Origin of the sequence: Streptomyces sp. sk2.1, from assembly GCF_008120935.1 — a bacterium.
Taxonomy (GTDB): Bacteria; Actinomycetota; Actinomycetes; order Streptomycetales; family Streptomycetaceae; genus Streptomyces.
The window spans coordinates 1,449,661-1,474,038 of record NZ_RDBO01000077.1; the positions used below are offsets into that span (position 1 = coordinate 1,449,661).

The 24,378-nt window shown below is 72.0% G+C and carries 19 protein-coding genes and 1 riboswitch; of the genes, 14 read left to right on the forward strand and 5 right to left on the reverse strand.

Annotated elements, in window-relative coordinates:
* Positions 1-62 precede the first annotated feature (62 nt).
* The 4 genes from EAO76_RS33695 to EAO76_RS33710 all read left to right on the forward strand — a co-directional run bounded on the left by EAO76_RS33695 (position 63) and on the right by EAO76_RS33710 (position 4,061).
* A complete protein-coding gene (locus EAO76_RS33695; protein WP_399463404.1) occupies positions 63-1,223 on the forward strand; it encodes a sensor histidine kinase in 1,161 nt (386 codons plus the stop codon).
* Positions 1,220-1,897, forward strand: coding sequence for a response regulator transcription factor (locus tag EAO76_RS33700; protein ID WP_148839843.1), 678 nt, complete (start codon positions 1,220-1,222; stop codon positions 1,895-1,897). Before EAO76_RS33695 ends, EAO76_RS33700 begins: the two co-directional genes overlap by 4 nt.
* 131 nt (positions 1,898-2,028) lie before the next feature.
* On the forward strand, positions 2,029-2,472 hold the full coding sequence (locus EAO76_RS33705) for a DUF485 domain-containing protein (protein WP_148840456.1): 444 nt from the start codon (positions 2,029-2,031) through the stop codon (positions 2,470-2,472).
* On the forward strand, positions 2,469-4,061 hold the full coding sequence (locus EAO76_RS33710) for a cation acetate symporter (protein ID WP_148839844.1): 1,593 nt from the start codon (positions 2,469-2,471) through the stop codon (positions 4,059-4,061). The genes EAO76_RS33705 and EAO76_RS33710 overlap by 4 nt, the downstream gene beginning before the upstream one ends.
* A 41-nt stretch (positions 4,062-4,102) precedes the next feature.
* Here the strand turns inward: EAO76_RS33710 and EAO76_RS33715 are convergent, their stop codons facing one another.
* The 3 genes from EAO76_RS33715 to EAO76_RS33725 form a co-directional block, all read right to left on the reverse strand.
* Positions 4,103-4,786 carry a response regulator gene (locus EAO76_RS33715; protein ID WP_148839846.1) on the reverse strand — a complete coding sequence of 228 codons (684 nt, stop codon included), beginning with the start codon at positions 4,784-4,786 and terminating at the stop codon, positions 4,103-4,105.
* A complete protein-coding gene (locus EAO76_RS33720; protein WP_148839848.1) occupies positions 4,783-6,579 on the reverse strand; it encodes a sensor histidine kinase in 1,797 nt (598 codons plus the stop codon). The genes EAO76_RS33715 and EAO76_RS33720 overlap by 4 nt, the downstream gene beginning before the upstream one ends.
* An 82-nt stretch (positions 6,580-6,661) precedes the next feature.
* Positions 6,662-7,999: a citrate/2-methylcitrate synthase gene (locus EAO76_RS33725; RefSeq protein ID WP_148839850.1), complete on the reverse strand. Its 1,338-nt coding sequence runs from the start codon at positions 7,997-7,999 to the stop codon at positions 6,662-6,664.
* A 105-nt stretch (positions 8,000-8,104) separates the two neighbouring features.
* On the opposite strand from EAO76_RS33725, the gene EAO76_RS33730 reads away from it, so the two are divergent.
* Entirely contained in the window at positions 8,105-9,265 is a 1,161-nt protein-coding gene (locus EAO76_RS33730; protein WP_148839852.1) for a citrate synthase/methylcitrate synthase, read from the forward strand.
* Between the two features lie 21 nt (positions 9,266-9,286).
* The gene (locus EAO76_RS33735) at positions 9,287-10,417 is read left to right on the forward strand and encodes a GTP-binding protein (RefSeq protein ID WP_148839853.1); all 1,131 of its coding nucleotides are present in this window, start codon (positions 9,287-9,289) and stop codon (positions 10,415-10,417) included.
* 34 nt (positions 10,418-10,451) lie between these two features.
* Here the strand turns inward: EAO76_RS33735 and EAO76_RS33740 are convergent, their stop codons facing one another.
* Positions 10,452-12,902 carry a DNA topoisomerase (ATP-hydrolyzing) subunit A gene (locus EAO76_RS33740; RefSeq protein ID WP_148839855.1) on the reverse strand — a complete coding sequence of 817 codons (2,451 nt, stop codon included), beginning with the start codon at positions 12,900-12,902 and terminating at the stop codon, positions 10,452-10,454.
* A 269-nt stretch (positions 12,903-13,171) separates the two neighbouring features.
* On the opposite strand from EAO76_RS33740, the gene EAO76_RS33745 reads away from it, so the two are divergent.
* The 4 genes from EAO76_RS33745 (at position 13,172) to EAO76_RS33760 (ending at position 18,146) form a co-directional block, all read left to right on the forward strand.
* Positions 13,172-14,539 carry a pitrilysin family protein gene (locus EAO76_RS33745; protein ID WP_187438870.1) on the forward strand — a complete coding sequence of 456 codons (1,368 nt, stop codon included), beginning with the start codon at positions 13,172-13,174 and terminating at the stop codon, positions 14,537-14,539.
* A 23-nt stretch (positions 14,540-14,562) separates the two neighbouring features.
* Entirely contained in the window at positions 14,563-15,945 is a 1,383-nt protein-coding gene (locus tag EAO76_RS33750) for a pitrilysin family protein (protein WP_148840458.1), read from the forward strand.
* Between the two features lie 237 nt (positions 15,946-16,182).
* Positions 16,183-16,347: riboswitch (cyclic di-AMP (ydaO/yuaA leader) on the forward strand.
* 13 nt (positions 16,348-16,360) lie between these two features.
* Positions 16,361-17,182 (forward strand): M23 family metallopeptidase, encoded by an 822-nt coding sequence (locus EAO76_RS33755; RefSeq protein ID WP_148839857.1) that lies wholly within the window; start codon positions 16,361-16,363, stop codon positions 17,180-17,182.
* Positions 17,183-17,420: 238 nt separating this feature from the next.
* Positions 17,421-18,146, forward strand: coding sequence for a GntR family transcriptional regulator (locus EAO76_RS33760; protein WP_148839858.1), 726 nt, complete (start codon positions 17,421-17,423; stop codon positions 18,144-18,146).
* A gap of 246 nt (positions 18,147-18,392) precedes the next feature.
* On the opposite strand, the gene EAO76_RS33765 is transcribed toward EAO76_RS33760, so the two are convergent.
* Positions 18,393-18,674, reverse strand: coding sequence for an HPr family phosphocarrier protein (locus tag EAO76_RS33765; protein WP_148839860.1), 282 nt, complete (start codon positions 18,672-18,674; stop codon positions 18,393-18,395).
* Positions 18,675-18,846: 172 nt separating this feature from the next.
* On the opposite strand from EAO76_RS33765, the gene EAO76_RS33770 reads away from it, so the two are divergent.
* The 4 genes from EAO76_RS33770 to EAO76_RS33785 all read left to right on the forward strand — a co-directional run bounded on the left by EAO76_RS33770 (position 18,847) and on the right by EAO76_RS33785 (position 24,344).
* The gene (locus EAO76_RS33770) at positions 18,847-21,822 is read left to right on the forward strand and encodes a bifunctional GNAT family N-acetyltransferase/acetate--CoA ligase family protein (RefSeq protein WP_187438871.1); all 2,976 of its coding nucleotides are present in this window, start codon (positions 18,847-18,849) and stop codon (positions 21,820-21,822) included.
* Between the two features lie 10 nt (positions 21,823-21,832).
* Positions 21,833-22,429 (forward strand): DUF5998 family protein, encoded by a 597-nt coding sequence (locus EAO76_RS33775; RefSeq protein ID WP_148839862.1) that lies wholly within the window; start codon positions 21,833-21,835, stop codon positions 22,427-22,429.
* Positions 22,429-23,616: an alkaline phosphatase family protein gene (locus tag EAO76_RS33780; RefSeq protein WP_148839864.1), complete on the forward strand. Its 1,188-nt coding sequence runs from the start codon at positions 22,429-22,431 to the stop codon at positions 23,614-23,616. The genes EAO76_RS33775 and EAO76_RS33780 overlap by 1 nt, the downstream gene beginning before the upstream one ends.
* Positions 23,617-23,693: 77 nt before the next feature.
* Positions 23,694-24,344, forward strand: coding sequence for a thymidine kinase (locus tag EAO76_RS33785; RefSeq protein ID WP_148839866.1), 651 nt, complete (start codon positions 23,694-23,696; stop codon positions 24,342-24,344).
* The last annotated feature ends 34 nt before the right edge of the window (positions 24,345-24,378 follow it).

Genomic DNA, 24,378 nt, shown 5'->3' on the forward strand with positions numbered 1-24,378 from the left:
GGGCCGGCATGTACCGTCCTCGCCGTCGGGACGGCACCGCAGCCGGCATGGAAGGACCGAGTGTGATGCGTGCGACCTGGACGAGCTGGCCCTCCCGGGAGGCGCTCTCGGAGGCGAACCGCACCCGTCCGCGGAAGGTGATCACCTGGTCGGTCCGAGGGGTACTGATCGCCGCCATGCTGTGGGGGACGTTCGGCGGCGGGCGGTTCGGCCCCTGGGCGATCGTGGCCGGACTGGTGGGAGTCCTGGGCTGCGTGGTCGTCGCGTGGGCGTTCTTCCGGACCAGCCTGGAACACCGGCTCTGGCCGTCACTCGGTCTGATGACGTTGTTGCTGCTGGCAGCCTTCGGAGCGCGAGAGGCCGACGCCATTCTGCTGGCGACGCTCCTGTGGTGCGGTTGTGCGGTCACCGCGCTGGAGCGGTTGCCTCTCGCGGCGGCTCTTCCCGTGACGGCCCTCACGCTCGGCGTGTACGCCGTCGTCAACACCGACGGCTGGTTCTCCACGGCTACGACCACCGTCGGTCTCTCGCTGGCCGGTTATGTGCTCAGGCTGGACGCCGAGGCCCGCGGCAACGCCCAGAGACTGCTCGTGCAGGAGCGGGCGGCCCGCGCGGCGGAAGCCGAAACGGCGGCACTGGGGGAGCGGGCCAGGATCGCCAGGGAGATCCACGACGTGCTCGCACACAGTCTCTCGGCGCAGCTGGTGCATCTGGAGGCGGCGCGGCTGCTGATCGAGCGGGAACCCGCAGGAGAGTTCCGGGACGGGGTGCTGGAGCGGGTCGTGGCGGCACGTTCCATGGCGCGTGAGGGGCTCGCGGAGACCAGGCAGGCGCTCTCCGCGCTCAGAGGGGAGGTGTCTCCTGTTGAGGACTTCCTGAGACAACTGGTGGCCGCCGATCCCGCGGAGGTCAGTGTGGAGGGGGAGCGACGGGCGCTGACGGCCGAGACGTCGCAGACGGTCCGGAGAGTGGCGCAGGAGGCCCTGACCAATGTGCGCAAGCACGCACCGGGGGCCAGGGTCCTCGTCCGGCTGGAGTACCTCCCGGACGAAGTCGCCCTGGAGGTCAGGGACTCGGGCGGCGTCCCCGGGAGTGAACTCGCGGGCAGTGGATCCGGATACGGTCTGCTGGGAATGAGGGAACGGGCCGAGTTGATGGGCGGGACGCTGGAGGCGGGACCCGCCGAGGAGGGATTCGTGGTGAGTCTGCGGGTGCCCGTGTGAACGCGCGGGTCGTGGTCGCCGACGACCAGTCGGTGGTGCGCGAAGGAATCGTGATGCTGCTGGGGCTGCTGCCCGGCATCGAGGTGGTCGGATCGGCGAAGGACGGCGAGGAGGCTGTCGCACTCGTGGCCGAACTGGCCCCCGACGTGGTCCTGATGGACTTGCGGATGCCCCGGTGCGACGGGGTCGAGGCGACGCGGCGGATCCGCAAGGACCACCCCGGGACCCAGGTGGTGGTGCTCACGACGTTCGCGGACGACGACTCGCTCTTCCCCGCGCTGCGGGCAGGGGCACGCGGCTACCTCACCAAGGACGCCGGGGGCGACGAGATCGTGCGGGCGGTCCAGGCCGTGCTGTCGGGCGAGGCCGGGCTCTCCCCGAGTGTGCAGCGCCGTCTGCTGGAGCGGGTCACCACGAGTCCCCTGCCGCCGGTCCCGCCGCCCGAGCCGGAGCTGCCCGACGGTCTGACGCCGCGTGAGCTGGAGGTGCTGGTCCTGATCGCGGAAGGGTTGTCCAATACGGAGATCGCCCGGCAGCTGCACATTTCGCAGGCCACGGTGAAAAGCCACATCAACAACCTCTTCGCCAAGGCCGGGGTACGAGACCGGGCCCAGGCCGTTCGCTATGCGTACGTTCGGGGCCTCGCACAGCCGCCCGGATCGGTCTTCACCTGAAGAGGTGAAGACCGGCGAATGGCACGCCCGGGGTCTTCCTGATCTGCCCATTCTTGGGTACACGGCCGAAGTGGTCCGTGGACAAGGGGAGTTGTTCCGTGGAGAAGGAAGCAGGGCGTGAGGCCGCAACGGTGCGGCTCGACGACCCGTGGCACGACGAGCCGACCTCCGGGCCGGGTGGGCCGGGCGGCACGGGAGACTTCGTCCCCGCCGGGCGATCCGCGCCCGCGGAGCCGCGACGCGGTTGCAGCGCGGCCGACATCTACCTGGAGGTGCAGCGCAGCGGGGCCTTCCAGGAGGTGCGCCGCAGGTACCGGCGGTTCGTCATTCCCGCCACCCTCGCCTTCCTCGTCTGGTACCTGGTCTATGTCGTCGCGGCGATCACCGCTCCCGGACTGATGGCCAGGCCGGTGGCCGGAGCGGTCAACGTCGCGATGGTCGCGGGAATCGGGCAGTTCCTCACGACCTTCCTGCTCACCGGGGTGTACGCGCGGCACGCGCGCCTGCGCCGGGACCGGGCCGCGCTCGAACTGCGGTGGGAGACCCAGGAGATGACACGGGGAGTCGGGCGTTGAACGGGAACCATCAGACGCTGGCGCTCCTGCTGTTCAGCACCTTCATCGCGGTGACGCTCGCCATCACCGCCTGGGTGAGCCGCAACCGCCACGGCTCGGCCGAGGAGTTCTACGCGGGCGGCAGGCTGTTCTCCCCGATGGAGAACGGGTTCGCCATCGCGGGCGACTACATGTCGGCCGCGTCCTTCCTCGGCATCTCCGGCCTCATCGCCCTCTTCGGCTACGACGGCATGCTCTACTCGGTCGGCTTCCTCGTCGCCTGGCTCGTCGTCCTGTTCCTGGTCGCCGAACTGGTCCGCAACTGCGGCCGGTTCACGCTCGCCGACGTGGTGGCCGCGCGGATGGCGGAACGCCCGGTCCGGATCGCGGCGGGCACCTCCTCCGTCACCGTATCCGTGCTCTACCTCGTGGCGCAGATGGTGGGCGCGGGCAGCCTGGTGGCCCTGCTGCTCGGCGGTACGAGCGGTGCGGCCCGTTCCTGGACCGTCATCGGCGTCGGCGCGCTCATGATCGTCTATGTGTCGCTCGGCGGGATGCGCGCCACCACCTGGATCCAGATCGTCAAGGCCGTGCTGCTGATGGCGGGGGCGGTCGCGCTGACCGTGCTCGTCCTGATCCACTTCCACGGCAACTTCAACGCCCTGCTCAACTCCGCCGCCGACCGGAGCGGGCACGGCAGCAGGTTCCTCCTGCCCGGCCTCAAGTACGGCGGGAGCTGGACCGCGCGCATCGACTTCATCAGCCTGGGCCTGGCCCTGGTGCTCGGCACGGCGGGGCTGCCGCACATCCTGTCGCGGTTCTACACCGTGCCCACCGCCCGTGCGGCCCGCCGTTCCGTCGTCTGGTCGATCGGGCTCATCGGCGGCTTCTACCTGATGACGATCGTGCTCGGATTCGGGGCGGCCGCCCTGGTCGGCTCGGCCGAGGTACGGGCGTCCAACGCCGCGGGCAACACGGCGATCCCGCTGCTGGCCATGGAGCTCGGCGGCGGTGAGGGATCCACCGGGGGCGCGATTCTGTTCGCCGTGGTCGGTGCCGTCGCCTTCGCGACCATCCTCGCGGTCGTCGCGGGCATCACCCTCGCCTCGTCCGCCTCCGTGGCCCACGACCTCTACGCCTCGCTCAGGCGGCCGGGCGCCAAGCAGTACAGCGAGGTCGCCGTCGCCAGGGTGGCGGCGGCCGGGATCGGGGTCGCCGCCATCGGGCTCGGCCTGATCGCCCAGAACCTGAACGTGGCGTTCCTGGTGGGGCTCGCCTTCGCCGTCGCCGCCTCGGCCAACCTCCCCGTGCTCCTGTACTCCCTGTTCTGGCGGAACTTCACCACCCGGGGCGCGGTCTGGTCCGTCTACGGCGGGCTGATTCCCGCCGTGCTGCTCGTACTGCTCTCACCGGTCGTCTCCGGCAGCCCCGCCTCGCTGTTCCCCGGCGTGGACTTCCAGCTCTTCCCGTTGGAGAACCCCGGACTGGTCTCCATCCCGCTGGGCTTCCTGGCCGGCTGGATCGGGACGGTCACGTCCCCCGAGCCGCCCGACGAGGCCAAGCACGCGGAGACCGAGGTCCGCGCGCTGACCGGAGCGGGAGCGGTGTAGGCATGGGACGGGCAGTCGGGCGCACATCGGGGCCGGGACGGTCAGGTCCGTCCGCCGGGGGACCAGGTGTAGCGGTGCTCCGGGCGGCCCGTCTCGCCGTACCGCAGGGTCAGTCGCACCCTGCCGGACTTCTCCAGCAGCTTCAGATAGCGCTGGGCGGTCTGACGGCTCATACCGGCACTCTCCGCGATCTCCTGCGCGGAGAGCGGCCCGTCGGCGCTGCGGAGCGCCTGTCTGACCAGCTCGGCCGTGGTCGGCGAGTGCCCCTTGGGCAGGTCGGTCTCGCCCGCGGCCCACAGCGCGCCGAAGAGCCGATCCACCTCGCCCTGTTCGGCCTCGCCGCCGCGTTCGAGGGTGTGGCGCAGCGCCGCGTAACCCTCCAGCTTGGTGCGCAGTCCCGTGTACGTGAACGGCTTCACCAGGTACTGCAGCGCGCCGTGCCGCATGGCCTCCTGCACGGTGGCGACATCGCGTGCGGCCGTTACCATGATCACGTCGGTGTGGTGACCACGCCTGCGCAGTTCGCGCACCATGGCGAGGCCGTTGCCGCCGGGCATGTAGTGGTCCAGCAGGACCAGGTCCACGCGTCGGCTCTCGATCGCGGCAAGAGCCTCGGCGGCGGAGTGGACCTCATCGACCACCCGGAATCCCGGCACCCTGGAGACATAGGCCGCGTTGACCTTCGCGACGCGGACGTCGTCGTCCACGACCAGGACCTCGATCACTGAGTTTCTCCCACGGTTCCAGTTGTCGGTGCGCCCGTCCCAGGTGAGGTCGTTCCCGGCCCGGGCGTCCCAGAACCGGGCGTCCCAGAACCGGGCGTCCCGGAACCGGGTGCTCCAGAGCAGGTCACCTCAGGTCCGGGCGCCCCTGGGGCGGTTCTGCCCGGTTCCGTCATGTCCGCGTCGGTCAGGGCCTCCGGCAGTACGACGGTGAACTCGGCGCCGCCGTCCACGGCTTCGTCGACGGTCACACCGCCACCCTGCCGTTCCGCCAGCCGTCGCACCAGAGCGAGGCCGAGGCCGCGCTTGCCGTGCGCCGGGACCTCCTTGGTCGACCAGCCCTCCGTGAAGATCGCTTCGCGCTGTACGGGAGGAATGCCGGGGCCGTTGTCACGGACCCGCAGCACCACGGTACGGCCCTCGGTGCGCAACCCCACCTCGACCAGGGCGTCGTCCGTGCCGGTCGTCGCGTCCAGCGCGTTGTCGACGAGGTTGCCGACGACGGTGACCAGCCCGCGCGGGTCCACCAGCCGGTCCGGGAGCAGGGTTCCGGGCGCCATGCGCAGCGCGACGCCGCGCTCCGCCGCGACCGTGGCCTTGCCGACCAGGAGCGCGGCCAGCAAGGGATCGCGCACCTTCTCGGTGACCTGCTCGGCCGTCGCCCGATGGACCCCGACGACCTCGGTGACGTACTCCATGGCGTCCTCGTGCATGTCCAGTTCCAGCAGCCCCAGGAGCGTGTGCATCCGGTTGGCGTGCTCGTGGTCCTGCGCCCGCAGTGCGTCGATCAGGCCACGGGTGGAGTCGAGTTCACGGCCGAGATGTTCCAGCTCGGTGCGGTCGCGGAGGGTGGCGACGGCGCCGCCGTCGTCGGTCGGCATCCGGTTGACCAGCAGGACCCGGTTGCCCCGCACCGTCAGCAGATCGTCGCCCAGCACCCGTCCGGCCAGCACGTCGGCCGTCCGTCCCGCGTCGAGCACGGAGTCCAGCGGGCGGCCGGCGGCATCGGGGCCGAGTCCGAGCAGGCGCTGCGCCTCGTCGTTCAGGAGCCGCACCCGCCCGGCACGGTCCAGCGCGACGACGCCCTCCCTGATGCCGTGCAGCATCGCCTCGCGCTCCGTCAGCAGCGCGGAGATGTCGGAGAACGCGAGGTCGTGGGTCTGCCGCTGGAGCCGCCGGGAGATCAGATACGCGGCCAGCGCCCCCACGGCGAGCGCGCCGCCCGCGTAGGCGATCAGTCCCGGGATCGCCGCGAGCAGCCGGGCGCGGACACTGTCGTACGCGATGCCGACGGAGACAGCGCCCACGACGCGGCCCGATCCGTCGCGGAGCGGTACCTTCCCCCGGGCCGACCGGCCGAGCGTCCCGCTGTCGATCTCCATGACGTCCCGGCCCGCGAGCGCGTCGCTCGGGTCGGTGGAGACGACCTTGCCGATCTTGCCGGTGTCGGGGTGCGACCAGCGCACCCCGCGCCGGTCCATGACGACGACGTACTCGGCGCCGGTGGCCCGCCGTACCCGTTCGGCCGCCGACTGCACGGGCCCGGCGGGGGACGGGGCCGTGGCGAGCAGCGACTCGGTGGTCCGCGGCTGGGCCGCCGTGCTCTGCGCGATGGCCAGGGCGCGGCGCATCGCCTGGTCGTCGAGCTGGGCGCTGAGCGGCGCCAGGAAGAGCCCGGTGGCCAGCGCGGTCACACCGGTGACGATGGCCAGCTGCATCAGCAGGACCTGGGAGAAGACCCGCTGCGGCCAGCCGAAACGGCGTGCTCTTCTGGAAACGGGCGGTGGGGCGCTCATCGTATGAACGGTAAGCGGCGTTATGGCCCTTTCCGAAATACTTCCCGTTTCTTCCCGTGCCGCCGCCCCGAGGCCACCGCGTTCACGGCGCGGACAGCCGTGACGGGGCGTCCGCGGCGGCGGGCAGCGGCTGAGGGGGACGGGGGCCGCAGTACTGGCCGCTGGGGCGCATGCGCAGGGGGCGCTCCCCGTACTCCTCCAGCGCGTGCGCGATCCATCCGGCCGTGCGGGACACCGCGAACACCGTCTCGCCGGCCTCCGCGGCCATGCCGGAGGAGACCGAGAGCACGGCGAGCGCCAGGTCCACATTGGCGGGCAGAGGCGTGTGCCGGGCGGTCGTGGCGACCACGTCGTGCGCCGCAGCGAGCGCCCCGGCGGCCTGCGGAACCTTCGCGAGCAGGGCGAACAGCGCCTGTGCCCGGGGATCCTCGGTCCTGTAGAGCCGGTGGCCGAGCCCCGGAACCCTGCGCCCGGCACGGAGGTGGTCGGCGACCACCGGAACCGCGCTGCCCCGCTCCAGGACCTCGGCCAGCATCCGGTGGGCCAGCCCGCTCGCCGCCCCGTGCAGCGGTCCCTCCAGCACTCCGAGCCCCGCGGAGACCACCGCGTACGGATGGGCGTGGGCGGACGCGGCGACCCGGGCGGCCAATGTCGACGCCGCGAGGTCGTGGTCGATCAGCAGCGCGAGGGCACCGTCCAGCGCGGTGACGAACGGCTCGTCGGCGGGCCGGGCGGTGAGCTTCGACCACAGCTGCCGGGCCAGCCCGGCCTCCCTTTCCTCCGGCCGTTCCCGTGCCCCCTGTCCCTCCGGCTGCTCCCCGGTCCCTCCGGTCGCCTGGGGCAGCGCGCCGACCAGGGTCGGCACGAGGCTGCGCGCACCGGCGAGCACGGCCTCGCGCGAGAGGTCGAAGCGGAACGGATCGGCGCTCGCCGCGGCGATCACCGCGACCCGCAGCCGGTCCGTCGGACTGCTGTGCGCGGGCAGCGCGTCGACCGCCCCGCGCGCCGCGGTCAGCGCCTCGTCGGGCGCCGCGAAGCGGATGCCGGGGCGCAGTTCACCGGTCCAGAGCCACTCGGCGACCTCCTCGTAGGCGTACTCCCGGGCCAGTTCGGTCGCGTCGACGCCGCGGAAGTAGTAGCGGTCGTCCTCGATCAGGGTGACACCGGTGCGGAAGACCAGGTCGCCGGGGGCGGGCGGGGGCTCCCGACGGCCCGTGCGCCGGGCCAGCGCGTCGACCTCCGCCGCGTCGAACGTGCTGCCGCGCCCGCCGGGGGCGCGGGTGCTGCTCAGCTGGCCCCGACTGACGTAGGCGTACACCGTCTCCGGCTTCACCCCGAGACGCTCGGCCGTCTCCCGGGTGCTGAGCCGTCGTTGCGTCGTCGCCCCGGAACCGTCGTCGGGTGCTGCTCGATCCGTCATGTCGCCAACCGTATACACATTGATTCAATCAATATTGACAGAGATTGAGTCAATCTTAGATGGTCGAATCAATATTGATGAGCCCCGGATCCCACGGAGGAAACGATGCCGACCACGACCAGCGGCACCCCGCTCGACGTACCCCGAGGACTGGCGGGCGTCGTCGTCACCGACACGGCCCTCGGCGACGTCCGCGGACGCGAGGGCTTCTACCACTACCGGCAGTACTCGGCGATCGAGCTGGCGCGGACCCGCAGCTTCGAGGACGTCTGGTACCTGATGTTCGAGGGCACGCTGCCCGACGCCGGGGCCCGTGCCGAGTTCGCCGCCCGCACCGCCGCCCTGCGCCGGCTCCCCGCCGAGGTGCGCGAGGCACTGCCCGCCATAGCGCGCGCGGGAGCCGCCTTTGGCCCCCTGGCCGGGCTGCGCACCGCCCTCTCGCTCCTCGGCGCATCGGCCGGATTCCGACCGGTGTACGACATCGACGCCGGCCGGCGCCGCGACGACGCCCTGGCCGCCTGCGCGGCCGTCCCCACCGTGCTCACCGCCCTGCACCGGCTCGGCCGGGGCCTCGAACCGGTCGAGCCGCGCGACGACCTGCCCCACGCCGCCAACTACCTCTACATGCTGACCGGCTCCGTACCGGACGCCGCACGCGTCAGGGCCGTCGAGCAGTACCTGATCTCCACCATCGACCACGGCTTCAACGCCTCGACCTTCACCGGTCGCGTGGTCGCCTCCACCGGCGCCGATGTCGCGGCCTGTCTGGTGGCCGCCGTCGGCGCGCTCTCCGGACCGCTGCACGGCGGGGCGCCCAGCCGCGCGCTCGACACCCTGGACGCCATCGGCACCCCCGACCGCATCGACGGCTGGATCCGCGAGCAGGTGCTCGCGGGCGGGCGGATCATGGGCTTCGGACACCCCGTCTACCGCACCGAGGACCCCCGCTCACGCATGCTGCGAGACATCGCCCGGGGCTTCGGCGGCCCGCTCGTCGACTTCGCCGTCGAGGTGGAACGACAGGTCGAGGCGATCCTCGCCGAACTCAAGCCGGGCCGTGAGCTGCACACCAACGTGGAGTTCTACGCCGGGGTCGTCATGGAGCTGTGCGGACTGCCGCGCGAGATGTTCACGCCGACCTTCTGCGCGGCGAGGGTGGTCGGCTGGAGCGCCAATATCCTGGAGCAGGCGGAGGACTCGAAGATCATCCGTCCGGCGGCCCGCTACGTGGGCACGCCCCCGCCGCAGCCGGTCCCGGCGCCCTGAGGCCATCGAGGAAGGTTTCCGTTGAACCCGTCGTCCCCGCCCCGCAAGCAGCAGATTCCGGTCATCGTCCTCGCGGGGTTCCTGGGATCGGGCAAGACGACACTGCTCAACCACCTCCTCGCCAACCGCGCGGGAAACCGGATCGGCGTGATCGTCAACGATTTCGGCTCCATCGAGATCGACGCCATGACCGTCTCGGGACAGGTCGGCTCCACCGTCTCGCTGGGCAACGGATGCCTGTGCTGCGCGGTCGACGCGAGCGAACTCGACACCTTCCTCGACATGCTGACCCGGCCCTCCGCCCGCCTCGACGTGATCGTCATCGAGGCCAGCGGACTGGCCGAGCCGCAGGAACTCGTACGGATGCTGCTGGCCAGCGACAACCCGGACATCGTCTACGGGGGACTGGTGGAGGTCGTCGACGCCGCCGGGTTCGACGCCACCCGGGAGCGCCACCCGGAGATCGACCGCCACCTCGCCGTCGCCGATCTCGTCGTGCTGAACAAGACCGATCTGGTCGGGAGCGAGGAGCTGGCCCGGGTCGGGAAGGCCGTCGCCGAGGCCGGTGCCCCGGTCTCCGACGGCCGGCCGGCCGGTGGCGGACCCGCGGTCATCCGCGCCACGTACGGACGCATCGATCCGGAACTCCTCTTCGACCCGGCGCTGCGACCGGACGGCGCGGAGAAGGCGCGCCAGCTCACCTTCGAGGACCTGCTCCTGGCGGAGCGGGCCGAGGAGGAGGGCCACGACGGGCACGGGCACCACCTCCACGCCGCCTACGAGAGCGTGTCCTTCACCGCGGACGTGCCCATGAACCCCCGCCGCCTGATGGACTTCCTCGACTCCCGCCCGCGGGGCCTCTACCGGATCAAGGGATTCGTCGACTTCGGCGTGGGCGACCGGGCCAACAGGTACGCCCTGCACACGGTCGGCAGGTTCCTGCGGTTCGACCCGCGGCCGTGGACGCGCGACGAGCCGCGCCTCACCCAGCTGGTGCTGATCGGCTCCGGCATCGACCCGGAGGCCCTGGCCGAGGAGCTGGACGGCTGCCGCGAGAGCGCCGCACCGGGCCCGGACGCGACGCAGGACGCCGCACACGAACGGAGCATGTGGGGCGTCCTGCGGTACGTGCGGCGGCCCGACGACGCGTAGGCCGTGCCCGGCCCCGCGCCGTCGGACCGGTCGGTTACACCGGGCCCGCGACCACCGCGACCGGCTTGACCAGGGGAATCCCCGAACCGTCGCGCCGCGGGTCCGGCTCCGGCAGCTCGGCCGGCGCGCCGTTGGACTGCGCGGCACGGGCGGGCACCGCACCCGCCCAGGCGAACACCAGGACGTCCTCGCCCTTGAGGAACCGCTGACAGCGCACCCCGCCGGTGGCCCGGCCCTTGCGCGGGTACTGGTCGAACGGGGTGAACTTGCACGTCTGCGCCGAGTCGTCCAGCGTGCCGTGCGAGCCCGCGACGGTGAACACCATCGCGTCCGCCGCCGGATCCACCGCGGCGAAGGAGATCACCTCGGCGTCCGCCGCCAGCTTGACCCCCGCCATGCCCCCGGCGGGCCGGCCCTGCGGCCGCACCTGCGCCGCCGGGTAGCGCAGCAGCTGCGCGTCGGAGGTGATGAACACCAGGTCCTCCTCGCCGGTCCGCAGCTCGGCGGCGCCGACGATCCGGTCACCGGACTTGAGGGTGATGACCTCCAGCTCGTCCTTGTTGGCCGGATAGTCCGGCACCACCCGCTTGACGACGCCCTGAAGGGTGCCGATCGCCAGGCCGGGGGACGACTCGTCGAGCGTCGTCAGACAGATGACCGCCTCGTCGTTCTCCAGCGTGAGGAACTCGGAGACCATCGCCCCGCCCGACAGGTTGGGCGCCGCGTGGGTGTCCGGCAGCTGGGGCAGGTCGATCACCGGGAGCCGCAGCAGCCGGCCCGTCGACGTCACCACGCCCACATCGCCCCGTGCCGTCGCGGGCACGGCCGACACGATCACGTCGTGCTTGGCGCGCCTGGCGTCCTCGGCGAGGACGATCGGCTCGTCATTGGCGGTACGGGCCAGCAGACCGGTCGAGGAGAGCAGCACCCGGCACGGGTCGTCCGCGACCTCCAGCGGCACCGCGGCGACCTGCGTACCGGCCGACTCCAGCAGCACCGTGCGCCGGGCGGTGCCGAACTTCTTGGCGACCGCGGCCAGTTCCGTGGAGACGAGCTTGCGCAGCTCGGTGTCCGATTCGAGGATGGCCGTCAGCTTGGCGATCTCGTCGTTGAGCCGGTCCCGCTCGCTCTCCAGCTCGATCCGGTCGAACCGGGTCAGCCGACGCAGCGGGGTGTCCAGGATGTACTGCGTCTGGACCTCGCTCAGCGAGAACCGCTCGATGAGTCGCTCCTTGGCCTGCGCCGAGTTGTCGCTGGAACGGATGAGCCGGATGACCTCGTCGATGTCGACCAGCGCGACGAGCAGGCCCTCGACCAGGTGCAGCCGGTCGCGGCGCTTGCCCCGGCGGAACTCGCTGCGCCGGCGCACCACCTCGAAGCGGTGGTCGAGGTAGACCTCCAGCAGCTCCTTGAGGCCCAGCGTGAGCGGCTGCCCGTCGACCAGCGCCACGTTGTTGATGCCGAAGGAGTCCTCCATCGGCGTCAGCTTGTAGAGCTGCTCCAGCACGGCCTCCGGCACGAAGCCGTTCTTCACCTCGATGACCAGGCGCAGGCCGTGCTCGCGGTCGGTCAGGTCCTTCACGTCCGCGATGCCCTGGAGCTTCTTCGCCGAGACCAGGTCCTTGATCTTGGCGATCACCTTCTCCGGGCCGACGGTGAAGGGGAGTTCCGTGACGACCAGGCCCTTGCGACGGGCCGTCACGTTCTCCACGGAAGCGGTCGCGCGGATCTTGAACGTGCCGCGTCCCCGGGCGTACGCGTCCTTGATGCCGCCCAGGCCCACGATCCGGCCGCCCGTGGGCAGGTCGGGACCGGGCACGAACCGCATCAGGGTCTCCAGGTCCGCGCCCGGGTGCTTGATCAGGTGCCGGGCGGCGGCGACGACCTCGCCCAGATTGTGCGGCGGCATGTTGGTCGCCATGCCGACCGCGATCCCGGACGAGCCGTTGACCAGCAGGTTCGGGTACGCGGCGGGGAGAACGGTCGGCTCCGTCTCCTGACCGTCGTAGTTCGACTGGAACGCGACGGTGTCCTCGTCGATCGACTCCGTCATCAGCGACGTCGCGTCGGCCATCCGGCACTCGGTGTACCGCATGGCGGCCGGCGGGTCGTCGTTCCCGAGCGAGCCGAAGTTTCCGTGGCCGTCGACCAGGGGGAGCCGCATGGAGAACGGCTGCGCCAGACGGACCAGCGCGTCGTAGATCGACGCGTCGCCGTGCGGGTGCAGCTTGCCCATGACCTCGCCGACCACGCGGGCGCACTTCACGAAGCCGCGGTCGGGGCGCAGGCCCATCTCGTTCATCTGGTAGACGATGCGGCGGTGCACCGGCTTCATGCCGTCCCGGGCGTCGGGCAGGGCCCGGGAGTAGATCACCGAGTACGCGTACTCGAGGAAGGAGCCCTGCATTTCGTCGACGACGTCGATGTCGAGGATCTTCTCCTCGAAGTCGTCCGGCGGCGGGGTCTTCGTGCTGCGGCGGGCCATCGCTGCTGCGACTCCTTCACGGATTCTGTTCGGGCAACCTCAGGTTCTGACGCGGACCATTGTGGACCGCCGCACTGACATCCCCGACCTCGACCCGGCCCAAAGGGCGTTCGGGGCGCCCGCCGACGGGGTTTCCCGCCCCCTCGCGCGGGGGTGCGCCCCCCTTTCACGCGAACTTCCGCGGGACGGGAACTTCGCCAGGCGCGTGTGCGCTTGCTTACAGTGGCAGGTCTCGCAGGAAATCCAGTATCGCGATCGAAGGGACGTACATGCCCATGGGTCACACGGCCACAGCTCAGGCCGGCTCCGGCGGCTTGACAGCGACCGAGCACCGCCTGGCCAACGGCCTGCGCGTGGTGCTCTCCGAGGACCATCTGACCCCGGTCGCCGCAGTCTGCCTCTGGTACGACGTCGGCTCGCGCCACGAGGTCAAGGGACGCACCGGCCTGGCTCACCTCTTCGAGCACCTGATGTTCCAGGGCTCCGGCCAGGTCAAGGGGAACGGCCACTTCGAGCTGGTGCAGGGGGCCGGCGGCTCGCTCAACGGGACCACCAGCTTCGAGCGCACCAACTACTTCGAGACCATGCCCGCCCACCAGCTGGAGCTGGCCCTCTGGCTCGAGGCCGACCGCATGGGCTCGCTGCTCGCCGCGCTCGACGAGGAGTCCATGGAGAACCAGCGGGACGTCGTCAAGAACGAGCGCCGCCAGCGCTACGACAACGTCCCCTACGGCACGGCGTTCGAGAGGCTGACCGCCCTGGCCTACCCCGAGGGCCACCCGTACCACCACACGCCGATCGGCTCGATGGCCGATCTGGACGCCGCGACCCTGGAGGACGCGCGCACCTTCTTCCGTACGTACTACGCGCCCAACAACGCGGTGCTCTCGGTCGTCGGCGACATCGACCCCGAGCAGACCCTCGCCTGGATCGAGAAGTACTTCGGCTCCATCCCGTCCCACGACGGCAAGCAGCCGCCGCGCGACGGCACGCTCCCCGAGATCATCGGTGAGCAGCTGCGCGAGGAGGTGCGCGAGGAGGTTCCGGCGCGCGCCCTGATGGCCGCCTACCGGCTGCCGCACGACGGCACCCGGGAGTGCGACGCGGCGGACCTCGCGCTGACCGTGCTCGGCGGCGGCGAGTCGTCGCGGCTGCACAATCGCCTCGTCCGCCGCGACCGCACGGCCGTGGCGGCCGGGTTCGGACTGCTGCGGCTGGCCGGAGCGCCCTCACTCGGCTGGCTGGACGTCAAGATGTCCGGCGGGGTCGAGGTGCCGGAGGTCGAGACCGCGGTCGACGAGGAGCTCGCCCGGTTCGCCGCCGAGGGCCCCACGCCCGAGGAAATGGAGCGGGCGCAGGCCCAGTTGGAGCGCGAGTGGCTGGACCGGCTCGGCACGGTCGCGGGCCGCGCGGACGAACTGTGCCGCTTCGCCGTGCTGTTCGGCGACCCGCAGCTCGCCCTGACCGCCGTGCAGCGGGTGCTCGACGTGACCGCGGAGGAGGTTCGGGCCGCGGCCAGGGCCCAGCTGCGCCCCGACAACCGGGCGGTGCTGGTCTACGAGCCGGTCGAGTCGGCCGAGCCCGCCGACGAGACCGACGCCGACGACACCGACGCGCACGAAGGAGCGGGCAAGTGACCGACGCCGCGACTGGAGTTTCGATGCAGTACCACCCGCAGCCGACCCCCGGCGTGGCCCGGCCCTGGGCCTTTCCCGCCCCGGAGCGGGGTTCCCTGCCCAACGGCCTGACGGTGCTGCGCTGCCACCGCCCCGGCCAGCAGGTCGTTGCGGTGGAGATCTTCCTCGACGCCCCGCTGGACGCCGAGCCCGAGGGCTTCGACGGCGTGGCCACGATCATGTCGCGGGCGCTCTCGGAGGGCACGGACAAGCACACGGCGGAGGAGTTCGCCGCCGAGCTGGAGCGCTGCGGCGCCACTCTCGACACCCACGCCGACCACCCCGGTGTCCGGGTCTCCCTGGAGGTCCCGGCCTCCCGGCTCGCCAAGGCCCTGGCCCTGGTCGCCGAGGCCCTCCGGGCGCCCGCCTTCCCGGACGGCGAGATCGAGCGACTGGTGCGCAACCGGCTCGACGAGATCCCGCACGAGCAGGCCAATCCGGCCAGGCGCGCCGCCAAGCAGCTCTCCAAGGAACTGTTCCCGGCCGCGGCGCGGATGTCGCGCCCGCGTCAGGGCACCGAGGAGACGGTGGAGCGGATCGACTCGGCGGCGGTGCGCGCGTTCTTCGACGCCCACGTCAGGCCGTCCGCCGCGACCGCCGTGGTTGTCGGCGACCTCACCGGCATCGACCTGGACGCCCTGCTCGCCGACACGCTCGGCGACTGGTCGGGCGAGCCCGCCGCGCCCCGGCCCGCCCCGCCGATCACCGCCGACGACACCGGCCGGGTGGTGATCGTCGACCGTCCGGGCGCGGTGCAGACGCAGCTGCTGATCGGCCGGATCGGCGCCGACCGGCACGACAGCGTGTGGCCGGCCCAGATGCTCGGCACGTACTGCCTGGGCGGCACGCTCACCTCCCGGCTGGACCGGGTGCTGCGCGAGGAGAAGGGCTACACCTACGGTGTGCGGGCCTTCGCCCAGGTGCTGCGGTCGTCGGCCCCGGACTCCGAGTCGGGTGCGACCGGTGCCTCGATGATCGCCATCAGCGGGTCGGTGGACACGGAGTCCACCGAGCCGGCCCTCAAGGACCTGTGGACGGTCCTGCGGACCCTGGCGGCGGAGGGCCTGACCGACGAGGAGCGCGAGACGGCCGTGCAGAACCTCGTGGGCGTGGCGCCCCTGAAGTTCGAGACCGCGGCCTCCGTCGCGAGCACTCTCGCCGACCAGGTCGAGCAGCACCTCCCCGACGACTACCAGGCGCAGCTGTACGCCAGGCTCGCGGAGACCGGCACGGTCGAGGCGACCGCGGCGGTCGTCAACGCGTTCCCGGAGGACCGGCTGGTCACGATCCTCGTCGGTGACGCGGCCCGGATCGCGGAGCCGATCCGCGCCCTGGGCATCGGAGAGGTCTCGGTGGTCTCCGGCTGATGAACGGCCCCGCCAAAAGACGGAAGGCCGGGTAGTCGCACAGAGCAGGACAAAGGGAGAGTCGCGGCAAGGGGGATTTTGCTGCAACTCTCCCTTTTGTCCGCTCTTGTGGGGGAGGTTGCCTGTCTGCCCTGTGGGATGCGCTACAAAACGGCCTGTCCGTTTGGCGAACGAAAGCGGCCCCGCTTAGCGTCGGCTCGGCTGTCCGCCACTCGTATGCCGCAACCGCGACGTACCGGGCAGTCATCGCCGAGTCCCCGTCCGGCGCGAGCCAGGGGAGCCGGGGACCCATGAAGTCCCTGGGGTGAATCGGACGCCCGAGCCGCGACGGCCGGGGCGTCCGTAGGAGACCTTCCTGCTCCGAACCCGTCAGCTAACCCGGTAGGCGAGAAGGAAGGAAAGGACCAGCCACTTCATGGCGTTCACCCGTGCCACCGGGAAGCACCGTGCCCCGAGCCGTCTGACGCGCGGGAGCGCGAAGGCCGTCGGCGTCGCGACCCTGGCCACCACCGGAGTCATCGGCGGCCTGGCCTCCCCGGCCCTCGCGGCGGGCTCCGACGCCCCCTCCGTCGGCGGGGCCGGTCTGAACCAGGTCATCGCCATCGACGCGGCCCTCGCCGACCAGATCGAGGCCCAGGCCGACGCGCAGCAGCACCGGGCCGACGTCGTGGCGAAGGCGAAGGCGCAGGCCAAGAAGAAGGCGGAGGCCGAGAAGAAGGCCGAAGCCAGGAAGAAGGCCGAGGCGAAGGCCATGGCCGAGGCGAAGCGCGCGGCCGAGGAGCGTGCCGAGGAGGCACGTGCCGCCCGGTCCGCCGAGCGTGCCCGGCTGGGCGCCTTCCGGCTGCCGGTCGCCGGTTCGTACGTCAGCACCGGCTACAAGTCCGGCGGCTCGCTCTGGTCCTCCGGCAGCCACTCGGGCGTCGACTTCCACGCCGCGTCCGGCAGCTCCGTCGTCGCCGTCGGCGCCGGTACGGTCGTCGAGGCCGGCTGGGGCGGCGCGTACGGCAACAACATCGTGCTCCGGATGACGGACGGGACGTACACGCAGTACGGACACCTCTCCTCGATCGGCGTCTCCGTCGGCCAGAGTGTCGGCGCGGGTCAGCAGATCGGCCTCTCCGGCTCGACCGGCAACTCCACCGGGCCCCACCTCCACTTCGAGGCCCGCACGACCCCGGAGTACGGCTCCGACGTGGACCCCGTCGCGTACCTGCGCGCCCACGGCGTCAACGTCTGACCCCGTGCACCCCGCGGTGCTCCTCCACGCCCTTCGACGGCCCCGGCAGCCCGCCGGGGCCGTCGGCGTATCCACCGAGGGGCGCCCCGCTGAGGGGCCCCGTCCGCCGAACCGCCCCGCGGCCAAAAGATATTCATGAATTTCCGTCCGGCATCGGAAATACGGCCGCATTGCAATAGAGTCACGGGGCAGGTGTCGGCCGGCCGCGGTGTGCGGGGATTGAGGCGGAGGTTCGGACATGCGCATTCCGGCGCATTCGGTATGCACGGCAATTCGTGACGACATCGTCTCGGGCGTCTTCGAGCGGGGCAGCCGGCTCACCGAGGAGTTGCTGGCACGCAGGTACGGAGTTTCCCGGGTGCCGGTGAGGGAGGCGTTGCGGACCCTGGAGTCGGAGGGGTTCGTGGTCACCCGCCGCCACGCGGGTGCCTGCGTCGCCGAGCCCACCGAGCTGGAGGCCGCGGATCTCCTGGAGGTCCGGACGCTGCTGGAGCCGCTGGGTGCCGCGCGCGCCGCCCGGCGCCGCACCGAGGCGCACCTCAAGGTGCTGCGCGGTCTGGTCAGGCTCGGCCGGGACCGGGCCGGGCGGGGCGAGGCGGAGGACCTGCGCCCGCTGGACGGCTGGTTCCACGAGACGCTGGTGCAGGCGTCGGGCAGTCCCGGTCTGACCGCCCTGCTCACTCAGCTCCGGCACAAGATCGCCTGGATGTACACGGTCGAGCCGCCCGCCCGGCCGATGGACTCCTGGGCCGAGCGCGGGGCCATCGTGGACGCGGTGGCGCGCCGTGACGCGGACCGGGCCAGGGCACTGGCCGCCCAGCACGTCGAACGGGCCGCGGCCGCGCACCGGCTGCGCCGGACCGACCGGCCGGGGGATCGCGCGGCCCGTCGGCCCGCCGTCCCGCGCACCGACCGGGTGAGGACCTCGCAACATCCCGTAAACACCACGGGCGCCCTGTATTAACAATCGGGCCGTATACAAAGAGGTGAAGTGCGATTCCGGAGGGAAGCGGGTCCCGCCCGCGATAATTCCACCGGTCTGAATTCCCCTGCCCTGACTCCGTGGGCCGCAATTCCGTGAGCCGGGTCCACTCGGGCCGCCTCGCGCGATTTCGGCAGGAGGAAACAGAGGGAACGCAGGAGGAAGCAGGGGAAACAAAAGAGCCGCGGCTCCGGTTCAGGGTGCCGCGGCTCTCTCGCAGAAAATGTTTCAGACGGTCTCCGGAAGCTCTTCGAGCCCCTCGGCGACCAGCTTCGCCAGACGGTCCAGAGCGACCTCGGCGTTGTCGGCCTCGGACGCGAGCACGATCTCCTCGCCCCCCTGTGCGCCGAGACCGAGCACCGCGAGCATGGAGGCAGCGTTCACCGGGTTGCCCTCGGCCCTGGCGATCGTCACGGGGACGCCGGAGGCCGTGGCTGCACGGACGAAGATGGAAGCGGGGCGGGCGTGCAGGCCCTCGGCCCAACCGACGTTGACGCGGCGCTCAGCCATGGTTCTGCCCTTCATGAATCAACGGTTGTCTAGACCATTCTCTCACGCGGTGCGCGGTGCTCCGACCGAGTCGGAGCGTGCCCGCGACGCCCGCGGCGGCGCCGATCGGCCCTCTCAGCCTGCCCCGGCCCCGAGCCCCACGCGACCGCTGGCGGCGCCGTAGTCTTTGCCCATGCAGCCCGCGCCGGAGCAGAGTCCGCATCACGCCTATCCCGACCACTGGGAAGCCGACGTGGTGCTCCGCGACGGGGGAACCGCACGGATCAGGCCCATCACCACGGACGACGCCGAACGGCTGGTCAGTTTCTACGAGCACGTCTCCGACGAGTCGAAGTACTACCGGTTCTTCGCCCCGTACCCCCGCCTGTCCGACCGGGACGTGCACCGCTTCACCCATCACGACTACGTCGACCGGGTGGGACTCGCCGTCACGGTCGGCGGCGAGTTCATCGCGACCGTCCGCTACGACCGGATCGACGAGCGGGGCAGGCCCGCCTCCGCCCCCGCCGACGAGGCCGAGGTCGCCTTCCTCGTCCAGGACGCGCACCAGGGCCGGGGGGTGGCCTCGGCCCTCCTCGAACACATCGCGGCCGTCGCCCGCGAGCGCGGCATCCGGCGCTTCGCCGCCGAGGTGCTGCCCGCCAACACCAAGATGATCAAGGTGTTCCGGGACGCCGGATACACCCAGCAGCGCAGTTTCGAGGACGGCTCCGTCCACCTCACCCTGGACCTCGAACCGACCGCCGAGTCCCTCGCCGTCCAGCGCGGCCGCGAGCACCGCGCCGAGGCGCGGTCCGTGCAACGCCTGCTGGCCCCGGGATCCGTCGCCGTCATCGGCGTCGGCCGGACCCCCGGCGGGGTCGGCCGCACGGTGCTGCGCAATCTCCTCGGGGCCGGCTTCACCGGCCGCACGTACGCCGTGAACCACGCCTTCGCCGAGGGCCTGGAAACGGTCGACGGCGTCCCGGCCCACCGCTCGATCGGCGAGATCGGGGAACCGGTCGACCTCGCGGTCGTGGCCGTGCCCGCCGACCGGGTCCCCGAAGCCGTCGAGGACTGCGGAGAGCACGGCGTCCAGGGCCTGGTCGTCCTCTCCGCCGGATACGCCGAATGGGGCGCCGAGGGCAGGGAACGGCAGCGGGAACTGGTCCGCCAGGCCCGCTCGTACGGCATGCGGATCATCGGCCCGAACGCCTTCGGCCTCATCAACAACGCCGAAACCGTCCGGCTGAACGCCTCCTTGGCCCCCGAGCCGCCCGCCCCCGGACGCATCGGGCTCTTCACCCAGTCCGGGGCGATCGGCATCGCCCTGCTCTCCGGGCTGTACCGGCGCGGCGCGGGCCTGTCCACCTTCATCTCCGCGGGCAACCGCGCCGACATCTCGGGCAACGACTTCCTGCAGTACTGGTACGAGGACCCGAACACCGACGTCGCCCTGCTGTACCTCGAATCGATCGGCAACCCCCGCAAGTTCACCCGGCTCGCGCGGCGCACCGCGGCCGTGAAGCCGGTGGTCGTGGTCAAGGGCGCCAGGCACAGCGGCTCCACCCCGCCCGGACACGCGGTGCCGGTCAGCCGGATCCCGGACGCCACGGTCTCGGCGCTCATGCGACAGGCGGGCGTGATCCGGGTCGACACCGTGACGGAGATGGTCGACGCCGGGCTCCTCCTCGCCGACCAGCCGCTCCCGGCCGGCCCCCGGGTCGCGATCCTCGGCAACTCGGAGTCGCTCGGCCTCCTCACGTACGACGCCTGCCTCGCGGAGGGGCTGCGCCCGCGCCCGCCCCTCGACCTGACCACCGCGGCCACCCCGCAGGACTTCAGGGACGCCCTGAGCCGGGCACTGGCCGACGAGGGCTGCGACTCGGTGATCGTGACGGCGATCCCGTGGGTGGGCGAGGACGGCGAGGCGGAGGCGGGCGACGGGGAGGTGCTCGCCGCCGCGCTGCACACGGCCGCCGCCGCGGTTCCGGCCAAGCCCGTGGCCGTCGTGCACGTGGAGATCGGCGGACTGGCGGAGGCCCTCGCCGCGGCCACCAGCACCGTCACCCAGCCGGGCACCGCGACCAGGCCCCCCTCGGCCACGCCCCCCGGCCCCGGTACGGCGCCCACCACGGCACCGGCCCCGGACCCCGCCGTCGCAGGCACGGACCGCAAAGACGGCTCCGCCCCCGGCCGGATCCCCGCCTACCCCGCCGCCGAACGGGCCGTGCGGGCCCTGGCCGAAGCGGTGCGGTACGCGCAGTGGCGGCGGCAGGCCGCCCTGCCCGGCAAGGTGCCCGAGTTCCTCGACGACACCATCGACGGGCCGGGCGCGGCCGGCCTCATCGACACCTTCCTCGGCCCCGACCCCGATCCCCGGGGCAGATCGCTCACGCACACCGAGGCGCGCGAGCTCCTGGGCCGCTACGGCATCACCGTACGGCCGACGCTCCCCGCGCCCGACCCGGACGCCGCCGTCGCCGCGGCGGACCGGCTCGGCTACCCCGTGGCACTCAAGACGACCGCGCCCCACCTGCGCCATCGCGCCGACCTCGGCGGCGTCCGGCTGGACCTCGCCAACGAGGCCGCGCTGCGCCGGGCGTACGGGGAGCTGACCGATCTGCTCGGCAAGCCGGTCGAACTCCAGCCCGTCGTCCAGGCCATGGCGCCGCGCGGTGTCGACACCGTGGTGCGGGCCACGATCGACCCGGCGGCGGGCGCCGTCCTCTCCTTCGGCCTCTCGGGCGCGCCCTCCGAACTCCTCGGCGACACCGCCCACCGTCTCGTCCCGGCCACCGACCGCGACGCCGCCGAGCTGATCCGGTCCATCCGGGCGGCCCCGGTGCTCTTCGGCTGGCGGGGTGCGGCACCCGTGGACACCGCGTCGCTGGAGGAGCTGCTGCTGCGGGTCTCCCGGCTGGTCGACGACCACCCCGAGGTGGTCTCCGTCGCCCTGGAACCCGTCGTGGTCGCCACACAGGGGCTGACCGTGCTCGGCGCGAGCGTCCGTCTCTCGCCGCCCCCGGCCCGCACCGACCGGCCCCTCGGTCGGAGCTTCCCCCGGCCCTCGGTCGGGACGGGGCGGGCGCCGGGCGGAGGCCCGTACGCTGCAGGTTCCGGCCCCGCACCCGGTGCAACGTCCCCGGCAGCCATCCGTCCCCCGTAGGATGGTGTCCATGGCTAAGACCGGTACGACGACCCAGGGGCTGCGCGCGGCGATCGAGCGCAGCGGCTACTACCCGGCCCTCGTGGCCGAGGCGGTGGAGGCCGCCGTGGGCGGTGAGCCGGTCGTTTCGTACCTGGTGCACCAGGAGACCACCTTCGACTCCAACGAGGTGCGCCGCCACGTCACGGTCCTGGTCCTGACGGACAACCGTTTCATCGTCAGCCACACCGACGAGCAGAACGCCGACACCAGCTCCCCGACGCCGTACGCCACCACCTCCACCGAGTCGGTCAAGCTCGACCGGATCTCGTCGGTCGTGGTCAGCCGGGTCGTGGCCAACCCCGAGAAGTACGTACCGGGCACCCTGCCCCGCGAGGTCGTCCTCACCATCGGCTGGGGCGCGGTCTCCCGGATCGACCTGGAGCCCGCCGCCTGCGGCGACCCCAACTGCGAGGCCGACCACGGCTACACCGGCAGTTCCACGGCCGACGACCTGAGCCTGCGGGTCAGCGAGGCCGGCGACGGCCCGGACACGGTGCGCCAGACCCTCGCCTTCGCCCAGTCGCTCTCCGAGGCCACGGCCGCGACCGCGGCGACCGGCCGCTGATGGCGCAGCCGGCCTGGCAGGAGCCCGTGCTGCTCCCTGTCGACACCGCCCCCGTCCCGGAGTACGGCAGCGGATCACTCTGCGACCTGCTGCCCACGCTCGTCGCCGGACAGGGTGTGCCCGGCTTCACCGCGGCGATCCCCGAACTCGCCCCCGCCGACCGGAACTGCGTGTTCCTGATCGACGGCCTCGGTTGGGAGCAGATCGGGGCCCACCCCGACGAGGCACCGTTCCTGCACTCCCTGCTCCCCACCTCGCGCGGCGGCACCGGCCGCCCGATCACCGCGGGCTTCCCGGCCACCACCGCGACCTCGCTCGCCTCGGTCGGCACCGGCCTCCCGCCCGGCGAGCACGGCCTGCCCGGCTACACCGTGCGCGACCCCGGGACCGGCGAGCTGATGAACCAGCTCCGCTGGAGGCCCTGGACCCCGCCGAAGGCGTGGCAGCCGTACCCCACCGTCTTCGGGCTCGCCGACGCCGCGGGCGTGCGCACCGCCCAGGTATCCGCCCCGGCCTTCGAGCGGACCCCGCTCACCGAGGTCGCGCTGAGCGGAGGATCGTTCCTGGGCCGGCTGTCCGGCGAGGAGCGGATGGACACGGCGGCCGAACGGCTCGCCGCGGGCGACCGGTCGCTGGTCTACACGTACTACAGCGAGGTCGACGGCATGGGGCACCGCTTCGGCATCGACTCCGACGCCTGGCGCGGCCAGCTGATGTACGTGGACGGCCTCGCCCGGCGCCTGGCCGAACAGCTCCCGGCCCGCTCGGCGCTGTACATCACCGCCGACCACGGCATGATCGACATCCCCTTCGACGAGCAGTCCCGGATCGACTTCGACGAGGACTGGGAGCTGCGCGCGGGCGTGGCCCTGCTCGGCGGCGAGGGCCGGGCCCGGCACGTCTACGCGGTCCCGGGGGCCGAGGCGGACGTCCTGACCGTCTGGCGGGAAGTACTGGGCGAGCAGTTCTGGGTGGCGAGCAGGGACGAGGCGATCGAGGCCGGCTGGTTCGGCCCGAGGATCGACGAGCGGGTCCACGGCAGGATCGGGGACGTCGTCGCGGCGGCCCGCGACGACGTGGTGATCACCGCGTCCGTCAACGAGCCGCACGAGTCCGCGATGGTGGGCATGCACGGCTCGATGACCCCCGTCGAGCAGCTCGTACCCCTCCTCGAAGTACGCTCGTAACCGCGTTTTTCCTCCATCGCCGTCGTCACCGTCGTTCCCACCGTGCTCCGTCCCGCCCGAAAGGTGCTCAGTTCCTCATGCCCGAGCTTGTGTTCTTCTCCGGAACGATGGACTGCGGAAAGAGCACGCTGGCGCTCCAGATCGGCCACAACCGTTCGGCACGCGGCCTGCAGGGCGTGATCTTCACCCGCGACGACCGGGCGGGGGAGGGCAAGCTCTCCTCGCGCCTGGGGCTGGTCACCGAGGCCGTCGAGGCCGACGAGGGCATGAACCTGTTCGCCCATCTCGTCGACCGGATAAGCCGCGGCGGCCGGGCGGACTACGTGATCGTGGACGAGGCGCAGTTCCTGGCGCCCGAGCAGATCGACCAGCTCGCCCGTATCGTCGACGACCTCGACCTGGACGTCTTCGCGTTCGGCATCACCACCGACTTCAGGACCAAGCTGTTCCCCGGCTCCCAGCGGCTGATCGAGCTGGCCGACCGGGTCGAGACGCTCCAGGTCGAAGCGCTCTGCTGGTGCGGCGCACGGGCCACGCACAACGCGCGGACGGTCGGCGGCGAGATGGTCGTCGAAGGCGCCCAGGTGGTCGTGGGGGATGTCAACCAGCAGGCGGGCGAGGTCGGTTACGAGGTGCTGTGCCGACGCCACCACCAGCGCAGGACCACCAGCGCGAGCGCCCGCGCCGCCGCCCTCTCGCCGGACGTACTGCCCGTCACCCCCGCCTGAACCGTCCCCGACGGCGTCCGGCGCGGATGCTTAG

What these genes read in the sequence shown, in the direction of transcription:
- EAO76_RS33775 (WP_148839862.1), top strand. Translation starts at nt 21,833, where the DNA reads ATGGCTAAGACCGGTACGACGACCCAGGGGCTGCGCGCGGCGATCGAG.
- EAO76_RS33765 (WP_148839860.1), bottom strand. Translation starts at nt 18,674, where the DNA reads ATGGCTGAGCGCCGCGTCAACGTCGGTTGGGCCGAGGGCCTGCACGCC.
- EAO76_RS33750 (WP_148840458.1), top strand. Translation starts at nt 14,563, where the DNA reads ATGCAGTACCACCCGCAGCCGACCCCCGGCGTGGCCCGGCCCTGGGCC.
- EAO76_RS33745 (WP_187438870.1), top strand. Translation starts at nt 13,172, where the DNA reads ATGCCCATGGGTCACACGGCCACAGCTCAGGCCGGCTCCGGCGGCTTG.
- EAO76_RS33720 (WP_148839848.1), bottom strand. Translation starts at nt 6,579, where the DNA reads ATGAGCGCCCCACCGCCCGTTTCCAGAAGAGCACGCCGTTTCGGCTGG.
- EAO76_RS33770 (WP_187438871.1), top strand. Translation starts at nt 18,847, where the DNA reads ATGCAGCCCGCGCCGGAGCAGAGTCCGCATCACGCCTATCCCGACCAC.
- EAO76_RS33785 (WP_148839866.1), top strand. Translation starts at nt 23,694, where the DNA reads ATGCCCGAGCTTGTGTTCTTCTCCGGAACGATGGACTGCGGAAAGAGC.
- EAO76_RS33755 (WP_148839857.1), top strand. Translation starts at nt 16,361, where the DNA reads ATGGCGTTCACCCGTGCCACCGGGAAGCACCGTGCCCCGAGCCGTCTG.
- EAO76_RS33725 (WP_148839850.1), bottom strand. Translation starts at nt 7,999, where the DNA reads ATGACGGATCGAGCAGCACCCGACGACGGTTCCGGGGCGACGACGCAA.
- EAO76_RS33760 (WP_148839858.1), top strand. Translation starts at nt 17,421, where the DNA reads ATGCGCATTCCGGCGCATTCGGTATGCACGGCAATTCGTGACGACATC.
- EAO76_RS33730 (WP_148839852.1), top strand. Translation starts at nt 8,105, where the DNA reads ATGCCGACCACGACCAGCGGCACCCCGCTCGACGTACCCCGAGGACTG.
- EAO76_RS33780 (WP_148839864.1), top strand. Translation starts at nt 22,429, where the DNA reads ATGGCGCAGCCGGCCTGGCAGGAGCCCGTGCTGCTCCCTGTCGACACC.
- EAO76_RS33740 (WP_148839855.1), bottom strand. Translation starts at nt 12,902, where the DNA reads ATGGCCCGCCGCAGCACGAAGACCCCGCCGCCGGACGACTTCGAGGAG.